At 38.5% G+C, this 16,899-nt stretch carries 12 protein-coding genes and 1 pseudogene; 3 read left to right on the forward strand and 10 right to left on the reverse strand.

Features of this window, described 5'->3' with window-relative positions:
• Positions 1-147: 147 nt before the first annotated feature.
• A complete protein-coding gene (locus A9239_RS15170) occupies positions 148-1,791 on the reverse strand; it encodes a tRNA uridine(34) 5-carboxymethylaminomethyl modification radical SAM/GNAT enzyme Elp3 (protein WP_048121703.1) in 1,644 nt (547 codons plus the stop codon).
• A gap of 383 nt (positions 1,792-2,174) precedes the next feature.
• Positions 2,175-2,750 (reverse strand): hypothetical protein, encoded by a 576-nt coding sequence (locus A9239_RS15175; protein WP_048121701.1) that lies wholly within the window; start codon positions 2,748-2,750, stop codon positions 2,175-2,177.
• Between the two features lie 423 nt (positions 2,751-3,173).
• Between A9239_RS15175 and A9239_RS19115 the strand changes: the two are divergent.
• Both A9239_RS19115 and A9239_RS15185 read left to right on the forward strand, forming a co-directional pair.
• Positions 3,174-3,508: pseudogene (locus A9239_RS19115) on the forward strand (IS1634 family transposase); the annotation flags it as partial.
• 421 nt (positions 3,509-3,929) lie between these two features.
• Positions 3,930-4,373: a hypothetical protein gene (locus A9239_RS15185; protein ID WP_048121697.1), complete on the forward strand. Its 444-nt coding sequence runs from the start codon at positions 3,930-3,932 to the stop codon at positions 4,371-4,373.
• Between the two features lie 73 nt (positions 4,374-4,446).
• On the opposite strand, the gene A9239_RS15190 is transcribed toward A9239_RS15185, so the two are convergent.
• The 5 genes from A9239_RS15190 to A9239_RS15210 all read right to left on the reverse strand — a co-directional run bounded on the left by A9239_RS15190 (position 4,447) and on the right by A9239_RS15210 (position 12,222).
• Entirely contained in the window at positions 4,447-4,767 is a 321-nt protein-coding gene (locus A9239_RS15190; RefSeq protein ID WP_048156224.1) for an ATP-binding protein, read from the reverse strand.
• Positions 4,710-4,904 (reverse strand): PAS domain-containing protein, encoded by a 195-nt coding sequence (locus A9239_RS19120; protein ID WP_048121694.1) that lies wholly within the window; start codon positions 4,902-4,904, stop codon positions 4,710-4,712. The genes A9239_RS15190 and A9239_RS19120 overlap by 58 nt, the downstream gene beginning before the upstream one ends.
• A gap of 900 nt (positions 4,905-5,804) precedes the next feature.
• Positions 5,805-7,352 carry a lysine--tRNA ligase gene (gene lysS, locus A9239_RS15200; RefSeq protein WP_048121692.1) on the reverse strand — a complete coding sequence of 516 codons (1,548 nt, stop codon included), beginning with the start codon at positions 7,350-7,352 and terminating at the stop codon, positions 5,805-5,807.
• A 571-nt stretch (positions 7,353-7,923) separates the two neighbouring features.
• Positions 7,924-10,764 carry a PAS domain S-box protein gene (locus A9239_RS15205; protein WP_052712922.1) on the reverse strand — a complete coding sequence of 947 codons (2,841 nt, stop codon included), beginning with the start codon at positions 10,762-10,764 and terminating at the stop codon, positions 7,924-7,926.
• Between the two features lie 600 nt (positions 10,765-11,364).
• The gene (locus A9239_RS15210) at positions 11,365-12,222 is read right to left on the reverse strand and encodes a metallophosphoesterase (RefSeq protein ID WP_048121690.1); all 858 of its coding nucleotides are present in this window, start codon (positions 12,220-12,222) and stop codon (positions 11,365-11,367) included.
• Positions 12,223-12,622: 400 nt separating this feature from the next.
• Between A9239_RS15210 and A9239_RS15215 the strand changes: the two genes are divergently transcribed.
• Positions 12,623-13,084 (forward strand): GNAT family N-acetyltransferase, encoded by a 462-nt coding sequence (locus A9239_RS15215; protein ID WP_141706483.1) that lies wholly within the window; start codon positions 12,623-12,625, stop codon positions 13,082-13,084.
• A 159-nt stretch (positions 13,085-13,243) separates the two neighbouring features.
• Here A9239_RS15215 and A9239_RS15220 read toward each other — a convergent pair whose 3' ends face one another.
• The 3 genes from A9239_RS15220 to cysS all read right to left on the reverse strand — a co-directional run bounded on the left by A9239_RS15220 (position 13,244) and on the right by cysS (position 16,615).
• Complete coding sequence (locus A9239_RS15220; RefSeq protein ID WP_048156221.1) at positions 13,244-14,167, reverse strand: S16 family serine protease; 924 nt, start codon at positions 14,165-14,167, stop codon at positions 13,244-13,246.
• A 423-nt stretch (positions 14,168-14,590) separates the two neighbouring features.
• The gene (locus A9239_RS15225) at positions 14,591-15,070 is read right to left on the reverse strand and encodes a CU044_2847 family protein (protein WP_052712920.1); all 480 of its coding nucleotides are present in this window, start codon (positions 15,068-15,070) and stop codon (positions 14,591-14,593) included.
• 123 nt (positions 15,071-15,193) lie between these two features.
• On the reverse strand, positions 15,194-16,615 hold the full coding sequence (gene cysS / locus A9239_RS15230; RefSeq protein WP_048121689.1) for a cysteine--tRNA ligase: 1,422 nt from the start codon (positions 16,613-16,615) through the stop codon (positions 15,194-15,196).
• Between the last annotated feature and the right edge of the window lie 284 nt (positions 16,616-16,899).

Below are 16,899 nucleotides of genomic sequence, written 5' to 3' on the forward strand. Positions count from 1 at the left end.
AATGACAATATTCAGTTAATAACAGGATTAAGTTAATAACAGGATTAAGTTAATAACAGGATTAAGTTAATAACAAAATTAAAATTGGTGACAGGATTAAGTTAATAACAAAATTAAAATTAGTGACCTGCTCAGGAGTTGCAGGTCTTAATCTTTCAAAACTTTTGACATATATACATTATCAAGGACATATCCGAATTTTCGATAGTACTCTCTGGCTCCTATCCCACTAATAATGGCAAGTTTCCGGTATCCATTTTCACGTGCTATCTTCTCTGCATATTCCAGAAGTTCCTTTCCATATCCTCTATGCTGCCACTCCTTTTGCTTTGCTTCTTTTCCTATAGGTACCATAGACCCGTAAACGTGCAGTTCTCTTATCAGGGCGGCATCCTGCAGTTCCGGGCGATGAGGAACAGCGGGGAAGCGCAAACGGGTAAATCCAACGAGGACATCTGCGGCAAGGTCTTCAAAAGCGATGAAATGTTCTTTGCCTCCGCAGGCTTCATATGTCTCTACAGTCAGCTCAACGTCTTTTGGATTTATTTTTCTTCCTTTCAGGCCAGTATGTCCTACTTCTCTGCAGCGAATACAGTGGCACTTCCCTCCTCTTTCTCTTAGTTTTTCTTCTGCAAGCTGCCTGAGATTACTCTTTCGGACCCCGGCAATGATCTGGTAAGCTGGAATATCTCGCTGGATACGCTGGAGTCTTACCCATTTAGGCAGGATCTCTTTTACATCCGCAATTAGTTCAGCAGCTTCTTCGTCAGAAAGAGCCTCGTAATCTCCTGCTTTCCAAAGCTTGTAAAGAGGAGTTCCTTCAGTTACCAGGGTAGGATAAATTTTGAGATAATCGGGTCTGAAGCGAGAATCTTCGAAGAGTTTTTTGAAGCCTTTTAGGTCCAGCTCTGAATCCGAGCCAGGCAGATGAGGCATCATATGGAATCCAACTTTGAATGCGCTGTCCCTTAATACTTGATTAGCCCTGACAATTTCTGCAACTCCGTGACCTCTCTGCATACGAGTGAGCACAAAATCATAAACACTCTGAACTCCGAGTTCTACCTTAGTTCCTCCAAGTTTGAGAAATTCATCCACGTGTTTCTCTCTTGCCCAGTCAGGACGCGTTTCAAATGTGATTCCTACGTTGCGAATTTCAGCTTTTTCATTTGCTTTCTGCACCTCTTCAAGAGGAATATAAGGTAAAGATTTCCCAATTCTCCAGGCTTTTTCTCTCCACTCTTTTCCTGTGAAATCGTTCATTGCCTCAAGGCAGCGTTTAATAAACCATTCCTGATAATCGAGATTGCGTGCAGAAAACGTACCTCCCATCACTATCAGTTCCACTTTTTCTACATCATGGCCGATTCCTTTAAGCTGGGAAAGCCTGGATTCAACCTGGGAATAAGGGTCAAATCCATGCTGGATCGCCCGCATGGCTGCAGGCTCTCTTCCCATATAACTCTGGGGCGACTTGAAAGCAGAGTTAGGTCCTCCTGGGCAGGGAAGGCAAACTCCATGAGGGCATGGAGCCGGAGATGTCATTACAGCAATTGCCGCAACTCCAGAAATCGTTCTGACAGGTTTCCGTTTCAAAAAGTCTTTAATTATTGCCTGTTCTTCATCCGATCCCTGGGTTATGATCTCTCCGTTTCTGGGGAGGCTGGCTAGATGATAATGTTTACTGACATCTTTTTTTGCCTTATTTAACTGGTTTTCGTTTTCTATCTCGCCGGCAAGTACTTTTTCAAGGATTTCCCTGCAGGCCTTATTATAATCATCTTCTTTCATCTCAAGTTCCGTCTTTCCGGTTTCTGGGTTCCAAATTTTTATTCTTATGGCAGTTCTAAATAGAAATCAATTTGAGAGCTTCAAAAAGTTTTATGATTTTTAAAAAAGCTACTTAATTTAATCTTATTGAAAGTATTTGAGCTGATCCCAAAGCTCAAAATGATTTACCAACTCAAATTATGGATAATCAGTCGAGAGCTTCGGATCACAAAGTGTGTTTGAAAACTCACATTGATACACCCGCATTGATTTACTCATACCGATGTAGCAATTTAATTGGTTTTAGGATGAGCTGTCCACTTAATGCGAGCATGACGGCAGTTCAATATTTGCTGTGCAGAGCCTGCTTCATTTTAAATCCATAAGTTTTTACAGGTCATCATTTAACAAAGATCAAATCCAATAATAAAGGTTCCGAGCCCTGCTGCCGGTTTGAGACCCATTACAGACCTGATATACTCATCCGAGGGAGTGGACGGAGATGCAATTACAGCATTAGTCGCACCTTCTACGCATTCCACGTCCTGGCATTTCTTGGGTGGAAGTACTACAGTTATGGGTTCTTTCTTTGCATCTTTTGGCTTAGGCACGCAGCTCTTGTAGATTACAAGGTTTCCCATAACCAGCATATCGTTACATTTTTTACATTCTTCAAGTTTCTCAGGATCGTAAACATCTTCACCAACCTTTTCTCCATACTGCATAAGTACTACATTGGGTCCTTCAGGCCAGACATAATTCATATTAGTTGTAAAAGCTATGATTACCTGGCGTTTGAAGACTTCCTTTATTCCCCGATTGTCTCCTACACCAAGCCCCATAAGTACAGCTCCTTCAGCTTTTTTCTCAAGCTCAAAAATCTTCTTTTTGTCTTCTTCACTCAAGATATATGTATCTTCTACGCCTTTAATGGCTTTTATCCTGCATATAACATCCTGAATAACAGTTTTACATTCCACAGCGAATTCTCCGTCGTGTTTTTATACCTATGTTCTATTATTGAATTACAAGTATGATCTTATGATTTCATACTTTTATTTAGTTCCTTCTTATGTTAATAATGTGTTAGGCCTTCTTGCCTTCTTTTAAATTTACTGATATCATATAATGTTCTTTTTATATTTCTTTTTTTATATCCCCAATTCCTAATATGATTCTATTATCTCCCGCAAGCATCTTATTTAAATTTTTTAATCATTTTCCTATAAATCACAAAAAGTGATTACTATAAATATTTACAGTTATTTAATAATTTCATTAGATTTTTTCCAAATTTTTAAGTGCATTTTTATACTGATGCTTCGATTCCAGAATCGATTCCCTATTTTCCTAGAAAAATCCGTGATCTGAGGATCAACCCTAAAAATAAATTTAGATTTTAGAAAAGTTATTCCTTTAGCGTATCGGAAGTGTACTTTAAGAATAAGTCGAGAATTAAAGCGTTGGCAATGATAATGGTTCTCCGCTTGATTATTTTTTTAATTGCAAAATGGAATCTGAGGACAAAATTAGATGACGATAATGAAACGTTTCCAGATCAGAAAGGAGAATCAACAAAAAGAACTACAATGATATGGATATTTTTCAAGTTTCAGGGGATTACAGAACTTATAACTCCGAAAAAGGGAAAGTAAAGTCAAAAATACTGAATATGGAAGAGATTCACTGGAAGATATTGAGTCTCATGGTGGAGAAATATGAAAATATTTATCTATAATTAGGTTTACCTTCATGTGTCTTCGGTTAAGTGGAGAATCGTGATAAATTGCGTCAATTTTCTCAACATTTGTTAAATATTTTAATAAATTATGGGCTGTAACAGGGTATTGATTTCATTTAAAGAGACCAAAATTTAAGGACGGCTTCTAATGCAAAATCGATAGCTTTCAGGCAAGCAAATTCCTTAACCGATAACCAATGGGTTTACCTTATAATTAGGTTTACCTGCTAAATATATTATAAATCAATCTCTGTCAAAATATATAAATTAATACGTATTAATATAGAAAATTAAAGATATGAATTTAAATGTTGAGCCGAATTGAAGGTAAAGATTACACAATTTATTTTCAAACTACGTAATCTATATAAAGGTTTGAATACAAGTATATATTTACTAAACTTAATTAAGGAATCAAATGTCAGGAAAAAAATCTTTAATTATATTTGCAGGCATATGCATTTTGTTAGTAGGCATTGTTATTCTAAACCCTTTTATGCAGCATAACTCTCCTACTGGTAAAGAAGAGAACAACGTTGAAGAAGAAAACAATAGTGAAAGCGTTGATCCTAATTCTTTTTTCATAAATAATTGGGGTAACGCAAATCATGAGGTTACTGTAGAACTACTTAACTCAAAAAACACTTCTGTATTTAGCAAATCATATTCTTCAGTTCCTGGAAAAACTATAAAAGACAAATTTTCAATTACACCGGTGCCAGGTGGAGAAATTGTGGTTACATTAGATAACGATATCACTAAGACTCAAACTGTTTCAGAAAATTCGACAAGTTCAATACTATACGTCGATGTAGATATGCTAACCAGTAATCCATTGGACCTAAGCATTGTTCTTCCATGAAATGATACACTATTCACCACCAGAGCTGGAAATAGTCTTCCTATAACTATACTGCAGTAAAATCTGGAATTATTCATCCTGAAAAGTTTGCAGATACCCCAACTTTGGTGGCACTATCTTTGAATACATTATCAGTTTTTTCCATTTCATCAAGACCATTTACGGGCAGCTCAAATATTAAAGATGACCCTTTTCCTTGAACACTTGTAAACCATACTCTGCCCTTATGCAGATCAACAAACTGTTTTACCAGAGCAAGTCCAAGGCCAGTACCTCCGTACTGGCGGTTCATGCCAGAATTTTCAAATAACGCCGATCTGTTTTCCTGAGTTACGTTTAGTGCATTCTGGAAGCCAGGAAGAGATTCTTCAGTAAATGGAGAGAGAATGGACATTTTTTCAAGATGAGATCTACCATATCCGAGAAGGTTACAGCCTTTAGGTTAACTTCAAGAATATGCTCCCCTTTTGTTATGAAAATTGCATCATTGGACTGCTCAAATAGAGCCCTATATATTTCGTCTTTAGCCATTAGATTGTCCTCGGCCAGTTTACTTAAAAGCAAATTATTTTCTCATTTTTGTCTCAGGTTCAGTAAAGACACTTTCCCGGGATTGAAGACGTTTAATGAGTAGTAACTAAATTATAAACAACAATTCTAAAAAACTTGTGTTGTATAATACTTATTGTGTTTTATTATAAAGATCTATTGTTGAAGATGATGTCTGAAGAAAAATATGATTAAAGATAGTATGCAGAATAATAAGGTAAATGACAATACAAAAATATGGAAGAATGTAGATCGAATGATGAACTATTTCTTTGAAATCCATAACCAGTGTATTTTTGAAAAGTCTGGCATCTGATAACTTCCGTAAAATGCAGGAAAATAGAAGTTAAAGACTAAGTTAAGCACCAAACTAAACGAACATCAAAAAAATTTAGGTATTTTTTATAAGTCTTCATCCGGGATATAATCCCCAGATTCTTTTTTCAGAAACTCAATAAATTTTATAGGAAAAAGCGTAAACCTCCTAAGTCTTTAGCTTAGGGGTAGTTCACGACTTTCTAGAACGCCTTAATTTTAACCAGAAAACACACACCACTTTAAACACAGGCCAAATGTTTTCACGACTTCCCATTCAAACATGAGCTTTATTTGGGCTTTTTTGAAGTCTCCTCAAGTTTTCAGCCTCGGTAGGGTATCTTGGCCTGGTCTGGCTTCATGAGGTTCTTTAATGACCCTAATTTTGTTCCATCCAGCAGGTAGACTTCAGCCAAATCAAATTATATGCTGCCCGAGGAAGATGTCATTTAGGCTTTTCAGGAATAAACTTCTCAAAAATAAAAAATAAGGAGATTTTCTCCTCGACTGGCCTTCCGCTTAGCAGGACAAACTCGGACCTGCAGAACAAAATTAAGTCTGAAATCTTCAGTCTTCTCTTTTCATCTGCGGGAAAAGGATTACTTCTTTGATAGAGTCCAGGCCCACAAGTATCATGGTAAGCCTGTCGATCCCAAGCCCCATGCCACCCGTAGGTGGCATTCCGTATCCAAGGGCATTTACGAAATCGTAATCAATGGTCTGGGCTTCAAGGTCTCCTAACTTTCTTTTCTTGTCCTGTTCTTCGAACCTTTTTTTCTGTTCAATAGGATCATTCAGTTCGGAATAACCGTTTGCCAGTTCCCAGCCATTCATGAATAGCTCGAATCTCTCAACAAAGCCTTCTTTTGACCTGTGGTTTTTGGCAAGTGGAGAATTTTCCACGGGGTAATCGTATATGAAAGTCGGGTTTATCAGCTTGTCTTCTACCAGACCCTCAAAGAGCAGGGCAAGGAACTCTCCGTAAGTATTTGCCTTTTCGTAGTCCTCGATTTTGTTCTCGATTGCGATTTGCTTCAACTCTTCAAGCGAGTGAGCAAAAACATCAAGCCCGGCATACTCTTTTAAGGCGTCTTCCATGGAAATACGTTTCCAGGGAGTACTGAGATTGAGCGTGTTTTCGCCTATTTTGACTTCATAGCTGCCAGTCAGCTTGAACATAAGCTCTGAAATGAGGCCTTCAGTTAAGTCCATCATGTCATTGTAGTCCCTATAAGCTTCATAGACTTCAATCGTGGTGAACTCAGGGTTATGGGTTGTGTCAATATCTTCATTCCTGAAATTCTTGGCGATCTCAAAGACTTTCTCATATCCACCAACAACAAGCCTCTTAAGGTAGAGTTCCGGAGCAATTCTAAGGAAGAGTTTCTGCCCGAGACAGTTATGGAAAGTTGTGAAAGGCCTTGCATTTGCGCCTCCGTACACATTCTGGAGTATTGGAGTTTCAAATTCCAGAAATTCCCTGTCAGAAAGGTATCGTCTGATCTCGGATATAAGTTTGCTCCTCATAACGAAAATCTCTCGCTTATCAGCATTGACTATAAGGTCAAGATACCTTTTTCTGTACCTGGTTTCAACGTCTTTTAAGCCGTGGAATTTTTCGGGGAGGGCACAGAGGGATTTTGAGAGAAGAGAAAATTCGGATACACTGATGGAATTTTCACCTCTTTTTGTCCTGAAAAGTGTGCCCTGAACGCCTACAATATCTCCCGAATCGACCAGGGTTTTAAAAGTCTTGAAATCCTCATCAGGAAGATTTCCTTTCCTTAAAGTTATCTGAATTCTGCCCCCCTGGTCTCCAAGGTCAGCAAATATCATTTTTCCAAGCCTGCGAATATTGTAGAGCCTTCCTGCGGTTCTGACCGTTAGCCCTTCATTCTTTTCAAAGTCTTCGAACTTTTTCTGGATTTCACAGATATCCCCATTCTTTTCAAACTTATAGGGGTATGGATTAAGTCCCTGACTTCTGATGCCGTTTAGTTTTGCAAGTTTAGAATCATCAAAGACCCTGCTATCTGAAATATCATTATTGTCAGATTCATTGCCAGACGGTACAAGGCTATCTGACATTTTTTCGTTGTTAATTTCCATGCTCATCGAATCAGTACATCCTATTCAGGTGAATACGAATAAACCACTTAGTAATCGATTAGTGATCAATTAGTAAACCGATAATAAATTATTAAATCGATCAGTAATCATATATAAGTCAGTAAATAAGTTAACCATGAACAAATCAATAATAAATCAATATCAACGAATCAGCCATTAAGAAATCAACCCGAGTGCCCACAGCAGAAAAGAATCGTGGAAGGCCTCACGGAGATTTGTGAATTTTTAGATATGTAAGTTACTAGATAGTGAATTTTTTATTCACACTTCTATGGCTGAAAGCTGCAAGTCTGAATGCCAGGAATAATGGCTGTCTATTAGCTTGAGTCCTGACATTTAATTTTTTCAATACATCCATGCATATTATATAAATATTGAGAAAACGAGTCCATATATTAATAAATTATTAGTGAAATCAGCATTACTTTATAAAATAACTACTGTATTATTCGCTGCAAAACTTTCATAGCACCATTACAAACTACTTTATAAAATAACTACTGTATTATTCGCTGCAAAACTTTCATAGCACCATTACAAATGTATCCTATGTCTATCAATTCATAGACTTCGAATTTTCCACTACACTAAAAGTAATCCTAAATTCAGTACCATGATTCCGTTTAAGCTCGATTTTCCCGTCCAGCTGGTCAACAAGGATATTTACTAACTGAAGTCCTAGTGAGTCTAGCCTCTCTAGTTTTAAATTTTCAGGAATTCCTTCTCCATTATCTGAAACTGTCAAGCTGAAAAGAGATTTACTTGTTTCGTCATTAATTTCTTCTCTGTAAAGCTTAATTCGGATTTGTCCTTTTTGGCCTTCAGTAAATGCATGTTTGAGGGAATTAGAGACCAGTTCATTAACAATTATTCCTAAAGGAACAGCAGTGTCCATATTAAAGAACGTATTCTCTTCCAGGTCCGTGCATAGGCTGAGATTTTTACTACTAAGGCTATAAGTCTGGAAAAGATTTTCAGCTAATTTTTTAAGGTATTCAGAAAAGTTCAGGGTATCGGTCCCTTCTCCTTTATATAATTCTTCGTGGATGAGAGCCATAGATATAACTCGATTCTGGCTTTCCCTGAAAGCCTCAATAACTTTCGGGTTATCGAACTTCTCAGCTTGAAGATCAAGAAGAGAATCGATAACTTGCAGGTTATTCTTGATCCTGTGGTGGATTTCTTTCTTACGGGTAGTCTCGAGATTTACCAGAGCTTCTTCTGCCTTTTTCCTCTCGGTAATGTCAAGAACAAAAGCTACGCCTTCACAAAGCACCTTATTGAAGGTAGATATCCCAATAATGACAGGTACGTGTGAGCCATCTTTGCGGGTGTATTTCTTTTCGTAAGGCGTACTTATGCCTTTTGATTTAAGTTCAGCCACGGCATGATCATCAAATTGACTGTACTCTGGTGGAGTCATCTTATTCCATTTAATCTGCCCAGCCCGCAAGTCCTCGCGAGTGTAACCGACTATTTCCAGGAACTTATCGTTAGCTTCTGTTATCGAACCGTTCAGATTGTAAAAACATACACCGATCATATCTGAGTCGTAAAATCCGCGTAGGCGTATTTCGCTCTCATGTAATGCTTCTTCCGCCTTGATATGGTCAGTAATATCTCTTACAATGCCGGAGATAGCCACAAGCTTTCCAGATGCGTCAAAAACCGGAGAAAGAGTTATTGAAACATTTATTAAGGTACCATCTTTTTTCCGCTGCAGAGTTTTGTAATGCCGGATCTTTTCTTTTTGCTTAATCTTTTCAATTAACTGTATTATTTCCCCCTTGAGATTATCCGGTTCAAGGATTGAGATATTTTTCCCCATAATTTCTTCAGCTGAATAACTATAAATCTGCTCTGCGCCCTTATTCCAGTTTGTAATAATACATTCAAGAGACTCAGTTATAATGGCATCGTCCGATGATTCAATTGCATTCAACAGTGTCTGTATTTTCTCTTCAGCTTTTTTGCTTTCAGTAATGTCCTGAACTATTCCTTTTACCTTAGTGGGGATATTTTTATCATTATACACGAATTCGGATTTTAGATGGACTATCCGCTCTTCCTCATTTGCTAAGACAATCCTGTAATCGATAACAAAAAGATTTTCCTTTGCAGCTTTTTTAAGGGCATTCCGGTAGTAGTCTCGATCATCGGGATGTATGTAACCTAAATATTCATTGTAAGAAGGTGCTGGCTCTTGAGGATCACGTCTAAAAATATGATACATTTCCTCAGACCAGTAGGCTTTATCAGTTTCAATCTCCCACTCCCAGTTTCCAATATGAGCCATTTTTTGAGCTTCAGCGAGGCCTTTCTCACTTTCTTTCAATGAATTGTAAGCCTTCTCAAGCTCTATTGTTCGTTCTTTAACTTTTTCTTCTAGATTTTCATGTGCTTTTTTTAAAGCTTCTTCTACTTTTTTGCGCTCTGTAATATCGCGGATAATACCCCCACTAAAAAGTAGCTTTCCATTCAAACCTTTAGTTACCGTGAATCTATCAGCGAACCAGCGATATTTACCGTCCTTATGTTTAAACCGGTACTCCAGAGTTCCAGAACCAGTGTCGTATGCCCGATCCCTCTCTGAAGTAACTATGGGAAGGTCATCGGGATGAATACGACCAAGAATCTCACTGGCATTTCCTGAACTTATTTCCTGGGCAGAGTAGCCAGTAATCTTCTTTACCACCGGGCTCATGTAATCATAACTGTCGGTCTGAAAGTTTTGTCTGTATGCCACATCAAGTGAGTTCTCAAGAACCGACCGGAACCTCTCTTCACTCTCCTGCAATGCGCTCAGAAGAGCTTCACGTTCAGCCAGCGAATGAGCCATTTTAAAATTGCTGTAGCCTAACTGCGAGAGAATGTTGGCAAAAGTTATAAGGAAGGCCATACCTGTATTCACAGCTTCCCTGCTCAACCGTGGGACTTTTTCGAGCGCCTTTATATATTCCTCTTCATTGAAGCCATATTTTCTAGCCTGGGATCGGAAAATCTCATAGTCCAGAGGTTCGTCTTCAAAAAAGAATTGGCCTGAGAATATATTGGCAACGTGCTGACCCCCAACTATGATGGGAGTCGCTATGTCCCACATGTTGTTTTTGCATTTATAGAGCTTGAACTCTCCTGAAGAAATGCCTGCAGATAGCCTGGTGTCACTCTCTACGCAGTGCTTACAGGCTTCGGGGTGAACCCTGTGGAATTGCGTGCAGATATCCTGCCATCCTACACCTACCAGAATATTGCCTTTTAGATCGCCCAGGCTCATGGGTATGTGAGTAATCTTGTAGAAGTTGTCCATCATAGACTGGATCGCCTGGACGTCAACGATATCAGTTATTTCCAGTTTATCCACCTCCCGAGCAGGTGAAAGAATATCTTCTATAGTCACGAGGCTAAATAATGCAACTGTTCAAATGAGATACAATGAGGTTTTTGTTGCAACAATTACAGGCGTGACTATAACTTCTACCTTATGTCCTGCTCACTCTGGCCCAACACTTTCTCAGTCTGAGCACATTCTCAGTCTGCTTTCACTAAGTTTTATTTTTCCGCCTGGAGTTTTCGATTCTTTCCTATTTTCCTTCCCTTTTGACCAAAGAAAACTGATAGTTCAAAACTAAGTCGATAGTATCTGCTGCACTGCACATACTAAGAAAATATGAGTACAGAATGAGTATCTGTCATTTGTCAGTAGATAGAGAAGCTAATATTAATATTTTCAAAACCCCTCGATTCTATGAGTTTTCACTTACTCTTTAAGTAATACAAATATTCAAAATAGTTATATGCGTCAAATTTTAAAAAGATTTGGATATTATGGTAATGTTAATACTGCACAGAATAATAAATATGGGCATAATTTTTCCATGCTTTCCACGTTTTCCGTGGTTATAAAATAAGTTCAAATACTCACATTGGGAATTATGACTAAAGCTAAATTCTTTGTCTACATGCCAAATCATATTATATAGGGTCTTTTGAATTCATATTATACAGAGCCTTTTGAATTCCTGCATCTTCTATTCCTATTCTTGTTTCTAACTCTTGTATGCTTCAGCTTCCGAATATTCTTGAGCAGTCCGAGCCTTGTTCCATCAAGTAAATATACTTCCGAAGCCTCAAGTTTGATTCCACCTGAGGAAAAAGCCGGGCCCAGAAGTTCGTCCTGAGTAGATTCGTTAAAAGGCACGCCTCCACATAGCTCATTAAAAGCCGGTATTATGAAGAGTTCAGGATCTGTCCATTGTGCAGGATTCTCAAAATCAAGGTTTCCGAAATGAGCTTTCAGGACTTCCAGATTGAACTTTGTCTTGATCCAGGCAGGTTCAACTACTGAGTAACCAAACGAATCTGTAAAACGAACAGTGGGATGATTATGGGCTGTGACTACATAAGATGCAGCCAGCAGTTCAGGGGCAGGCCAGGTATGCCCATGGAAGTATCCCACTCCGTCAATAACTGCACCGCGTGCGGAATGAATCCTGATGTCTTTTTGCCTGTTGAAAAGAAGTTCGATTCCTCCATCATGGTTTCCGGGGATAATATCAACGTGTGAATGTTCTGCAAGCGTTTCGAGGAAGCGAGGAATTTCGTCTTTTTCCTGCCAGGAGACCTTAGGGACATTATGTTTCACGTCCCCAAGAAGTATTACTCTATCAGGGGAATTTGCCCGTATATAGCCAAGAAGCCTGTCCAGCCGTCCTTTCATCTGGCTGGGTAAATTGATCCCACTCCTGTACAGATCCCATTCGATCCCGAGATGGATATCGGCAACTACCAGTGAGTTTTCAGTATTGGTTACAATAAGCGCAGGTTCTTCAATGATAGGTGTGATTTCGGGGGGCATAGTCGATAAGAGGTGTTTTTCAGAATTTAAAAGTGCATATCAGACAGCAGCCTGAAACGGCTTTAATTTTAACGCATGTAGATATATACTTTATGATATTTAAATAAAAATAATAAATATAAAAAACAAAAATAGTAGAACAGGCTGAACCTGCCTGAATGAACTTAAAGCATGAGGGAACTTTCAATATTCCAAAACTCAGTACCGGAAAATCTCATACTAAAAAATGGCCTGAAAATCAATAATTATTCATACTAAAAAATGGCCTGAGAATCAATCAACAATTATTTAGATTAAAAAATAAGAACACTCCAACAAAAATTTAAGTACTCTTAACGTAATCAAACGACGTTTACAAAATTTAAATGCTGGATAAGATATAGTGGCTGAAGAAATAATAATGAGAATAGCTAAACCTCAAGATGCGGACTATTTGAGAAAATTGGTAAACGAGACAATTGATACCTGTTATTTCCATATTTACTCGCAGGAAGCAGTTGATTACTTTAAGGATTATCACAATCGGACGAATATCGTAAACGATATACTGGAAGGACATTGCCTGATTCTTACCTCAGGAAAGGAGTTTATAGGAACGGGCACTCTTCTTGGTTCAAGCGCTAGAAGAGTCTTTGTAAAGCCGGCATATCAAAACATGGGCTTCGGAAAGAAGATTATGCACGGGCTTGAAGAAAAGGCCATGGAAAATGGAGTCAGGATAATGGATCTGGATGCCTCACTTGTAGCATACTCTTTTTATAGGGCTCTTGGCTATGAAACACAGGCCGAATATGTGATTCCTGTGAAAAATGGGCAAAACTTAAGGTATTACAAAATGATCAAAAAGCTTGAAGATAAATAAAAATTGCTGTTGGCAGAGCTCTTTATCAGTCAGGTCTATTTTTCAAAACCTCAAGGAAACGATTTGCAGTAGCAAGATAAAGTTCCGGGAAGAAAAAGAAGCCCCGGAAAAAGAATCAAAGCTATAATCCAAATTACAGTAAGTATCCAAATCCAGATTTTACTTCTCATACTTAAGTACGTCATCAATAGTATCCACATACTCGATGTTGATTCCCACCTCTTTCTCTATGTACTCTTTAGCGTCTACGATTTCTGGCTTCTGCTCAATGACATTAAAACCGCCAAGCTGCCTTTCTACATATTTATATATCACAAGCTGGCTGTTTTCCCTCGGAATGAGGAAAAGGGTTTTGCCTCCGGCTTTTGCTGCCTTAGCTTTTTCCATAACTCCACCTATCTGACCGATATTGCCTTTATCGTCAATCGTGCCTGTAAGAGTTATACTATTGTTCAGTTTGGTATTGTTATCAATGGCTGAAATCGTAAGCAGGGTCATGAGAGCTCCTGCACTGGGACCATCGACTCCCGGAGTTTTATTCGAAGCGGTAATGCTGAAAATAATATCACTGCTTGACATTTGTTTACCGGTTTTGTTTTCAGTGACGAAAACTGCAGTGTTTGCAGCATCCTGGAAGACCACACCCATCAGAGGGGTTGTCTGGACAAGCACACGGCCTTTTCCGGGCTGGACCTCAGCTGAGATATTGAGCAAAGCTCCCTCCTCAGAAACATTTTTCCGGATAAAGGGACCTGCTTTCTCGAGTTCGACTTTCTGGAAAACCGCGGGCCCCTGAAGGGTAGCAAAGCCTTCAATTCCTTCAGGACACGCTTGAGAGCCATTTTCAAGCTCAAATACCCTTTCTCGATAGGACTTTAACTGTGAAGCGTAAGACTGAAGCGACTCATTACTCTGATTCATCTGCGTCTTAAGGTTTTTATTTTCCGTTTCAAGGGAATTTATTTGAGTCTGCATTTCCTGGACCTGTTTTCCCTCAAAGGAAGGCTGTTCTTCAAACAGGACAAAGTAAGCGTTTGCAAAAAGCGAAATAACCAGTAAAAAAACAAGAAGTTTGGATTTCATACCACCTACCACTTTTTAACTTGCTTCGTAAATCATTATTCTTCTTTCTGGAAACCATGCAGGAAAACTGCAAGAAATATTTATAACATATAACCACAGAATTTAACGTAAAGACCCAATAGGTGAATATAGTTACCAATAAATGAATATGTTGATTACCGATAAATAAAATCTTAGCTACCAGAAGGTGAATGTCCTGATACCAATAAAGATATCAATAAATGAATATGTTGATTACCGAAAATAAAATCTTAGCTACCGGAAAGTGAATATCCTGATACCAATAAAGATATCAATAAATGAATCTCCTGGTTACCAAGAAATGAAATTGGCTACCGAGAAGTAAATATATGGATTCAGGAAGTCTTCGATCCTAACCCATATGCTTACATTAAAAATTTATATAACTGTATAGACCGAGTTTCAACCTTCTTTTTCAGGGATTTCCTTCTCAGTCTCCTCTCCTTTATTCTTCCACATTAACATTACTTTCAGGTTTTTCTCATTTTCCGATTTGGTGATAACTGCTTTTCCATTCATAGTCAGAAGTAAGTTAAAAGTCAGTTCCACCTGACATGGCCTGAACTCAGGAGGAGTTTCCTCTAGATTGTCTACAACTTTTTTAGAAATCTCCTTAATCATAAGCATCGCATTATCAACCGATTCTGTGGATTTTTCTTCCAGGGCTTTCGGAGATACAAGCGCAAATTTTTTTACTGTACCTGGAGCATGCCCCAGTTCGGCTAAAATACCCCCTGCTTTTAAGGCCTCCCTACCTGAATTTTCAATAACTTTCTCATCAACAGTAACTTTTTCATCAACAGTAACTTTTTCATCAACAGTAACTTTTTCATCAACAGTGATTTTATCCAGAAACTGCCCCCCATTAGGTAATATGGTCATGTCTCATAGAAAAAGAGACTGTGACCCTGAGTAAGAATAGATTAACGTAAGTAAACTTGTATATATAAATAAATAATTATTGACGTTTTAATTTAAGTTAAAGTTCAGACCTTAAATACCTTCTTAACTTTCTTCGTTTTCTTTTACATTTGGCCCTTCTTTTGTATCTTGAACAATATATCCCATGGATTTTATTTTTTCTCTGATAGCGTCTGAAACTGCCCAATCTTTCTTTTTTCTGGCAGCTTCACGTTCTTCAACCAGTTTCATTACTTCTGTGGGGATTTTCTTTTTTCCTGATTCAGAAAAGAGGCCCAGGGTATCTGAAAACTGCCTGTAAAGGGAATAAAGCTTCTCAAGGACCTGTCGATTTTTTTCGGATTCAAGGTACTTGTTAGCTGTACGGGAAAGCTCCTTAAAAATCGTTAAGGCTTTTGGGGTGTTGAAATCGTCCTCAAGAGCTTCTCTAAACTGTTTCTCCAGTTTAGGGAGGGTTTTAAGAACTTCTTCGTCCCCAGGATAATCTGTATTCTCTGCGCTTTCCAGGCTAAATTCAAGGTTCTCAAGCGTTTCTTTAAGCCGTAAATAATTATTCTTTGCATTTTCGGCAAAGGCATCGGAATAGTCCAGTTTTTTACGATAGTGGACTGAGAGAAACATGAAACGCACAACTTCCCCACCGTACTTTTCAACAATCTCCGGCAGGGTGAAGACGTTTCCTTTGGATTTGCTCATTTTCTCTCCTTCGACTATGAGATGTTCTCCGTGAATCCAGTAGCATGCAAAAGGTTTTCCTGTTGCCCCTTCCGATTGTGCAATCTCATTTTCGTGGTGAGGGAAAATAAGGTCCACTCCTCCTAAATGCATATCCAGAGTGGGCCCAAAGCGGTTCATGGCCATCACTGAGCATTCGATATGCCATCCAGGACGGATTTTCCCCCATGGGCTCTCATAATAAATCCCCCTTTCAATTTCCTCGGGGGTTGAAGCTTTCAGGAGGGCGAAATCGCGGGGATTATCTTTATCATATTCGTCCACGTCCACCGATGCGCCAATTATAATGTTATCAAAATCAAGCTTTGAAAGTTTGCCATAATCCGGAAATGACGAAATTCTGTAATAGACCGACCCGCCTTTTTCATAAGCCATCCCTTTGTCTATTAGCTTTTGCGCAAGTTCAATCATGCTGTCAATATTTTCCGTAGCCCTAGGGTAAGCTGAAGCCCTTTTTATGTTCAGCATACTAAGGCCTTTAAAAAACTCTGCCGTATATTTATCCGTAAAATCCTTAAGTGACATTCCGGCTACTTTCGAATCCCTGATAGTTTTGTCATCTATATCAGTAATGTTCATTACAAGTTTTACTTTATATCCAAGGTACTCAAGACTTCTCACAATATTATCTGCCATCAGAAAAGTACGATAGTTGCCTATATGCGGCATGTTGTAAACTGTAGGTCCGCAGGCGTAAATCGAAACTTCGCCTTCCTTTAAAGGTTTGAAAACCTCTTTCTTTCGTGTAAGAGTATTGTAAACCTGGAGCATCCGGAACGCCTCTGGATTTTTAAGTGCCTGAAGTAATTATAAAAATGAAACAAAACTTTTTTAATGTATCCAAATTCGATTTAGAGTTATTTTAATCATCTCTTATTACCTAATTGGTCAGATATACTTTATTACTTTTACCGCAAGCCTTTTTTGAAAAGGCTTACCGAAAATCTCAGCAACGACGAGATCAGTCATCATAACGGTTGTAGCACAACCCCTTTTAAAAAACTGCTTGCCCGCAACCCTTTTGAAAAAATTGCTTGCCTGCAACCCTTTTGAAA

The sequence above is a fragment of the Methanosarcina sp. A14 genome, from assembly GCF_001729375.1.
Classification (GTDB): domain Archaea; phylum Halobacteriota; class Methanosarcinia; order Methanosarcinales; family Methanosarcinaceae; genus Methanosarcina; species Methanosarcina barkeri.

Coding starts and splice junctions, on each gene's coding strand:
- A9239_RS15170 (WP_048121703.1), bottom strand. CDS start 1,791: ATGAAAGAAGATGATTATAATAAGGCCTGCAGGGAAATCCTTGAAAAA.
- A9239_RS15185 (WP_048121697.1), top strand. CDS start 3,930: ATGTCAGGAAAAAAATCTTTAATTATATTTGCAGGCATATGCATTTTG.
- A9239_RS15190 (WP_048156224.1), bottom strand. CDS start 4,767: ATGTCCATTCTCTCTCCATTTACTGAAGAATCTCTTCCTGGCTTCCAG.
- A9239_RS19120 (WP_048121694.1), bottom strand. CDS start 4,904: ATGGCTAAAGACGAAATATATAGGGCTCTATTTGAGCAGTCCAATGAT.
- lysS (WP_048121692.1), bottom strand. CDS start 7,352: ATGAGCATGGAAATTAACAACGAAAAAATGTCAGATAGCCTTGTACCG.
- A9239_RS15210 (WP_048121690.1), bottom strand. CDS start 12,222: ATGCCCCCCGAAATCACACCTATCATTGAAGAACCTGCGCTTATTGTA.
- A9239_RS15215 (WP_141706483.1), top strand. CDS start 12,623: ATGAGAATAGCTAAACCTCAAGATGCGGACTATTTGAGAAAATTGGTA.
- A9239_RS15220 (WP_048156221.1), bottom strand. CDS start 14,167: ATGAAATCCAAACTTCTTGTTTTTTTACTGGTTATTTCGCTTTTTGCA.
- A9239_RS15225 (WP_052712920.1), bottom strand. CDS start 15,070: ATGACCATATTACCTAATGGGGGGCAGTTTCTGGATAAAATCACTGTT.
- cysS (WP_048121689.1), bottom strand. CDS start 16,615: ATGCTCCAGGTTTACAATACTCTTACACGAAAGAAAGAGGTTTTCAAA.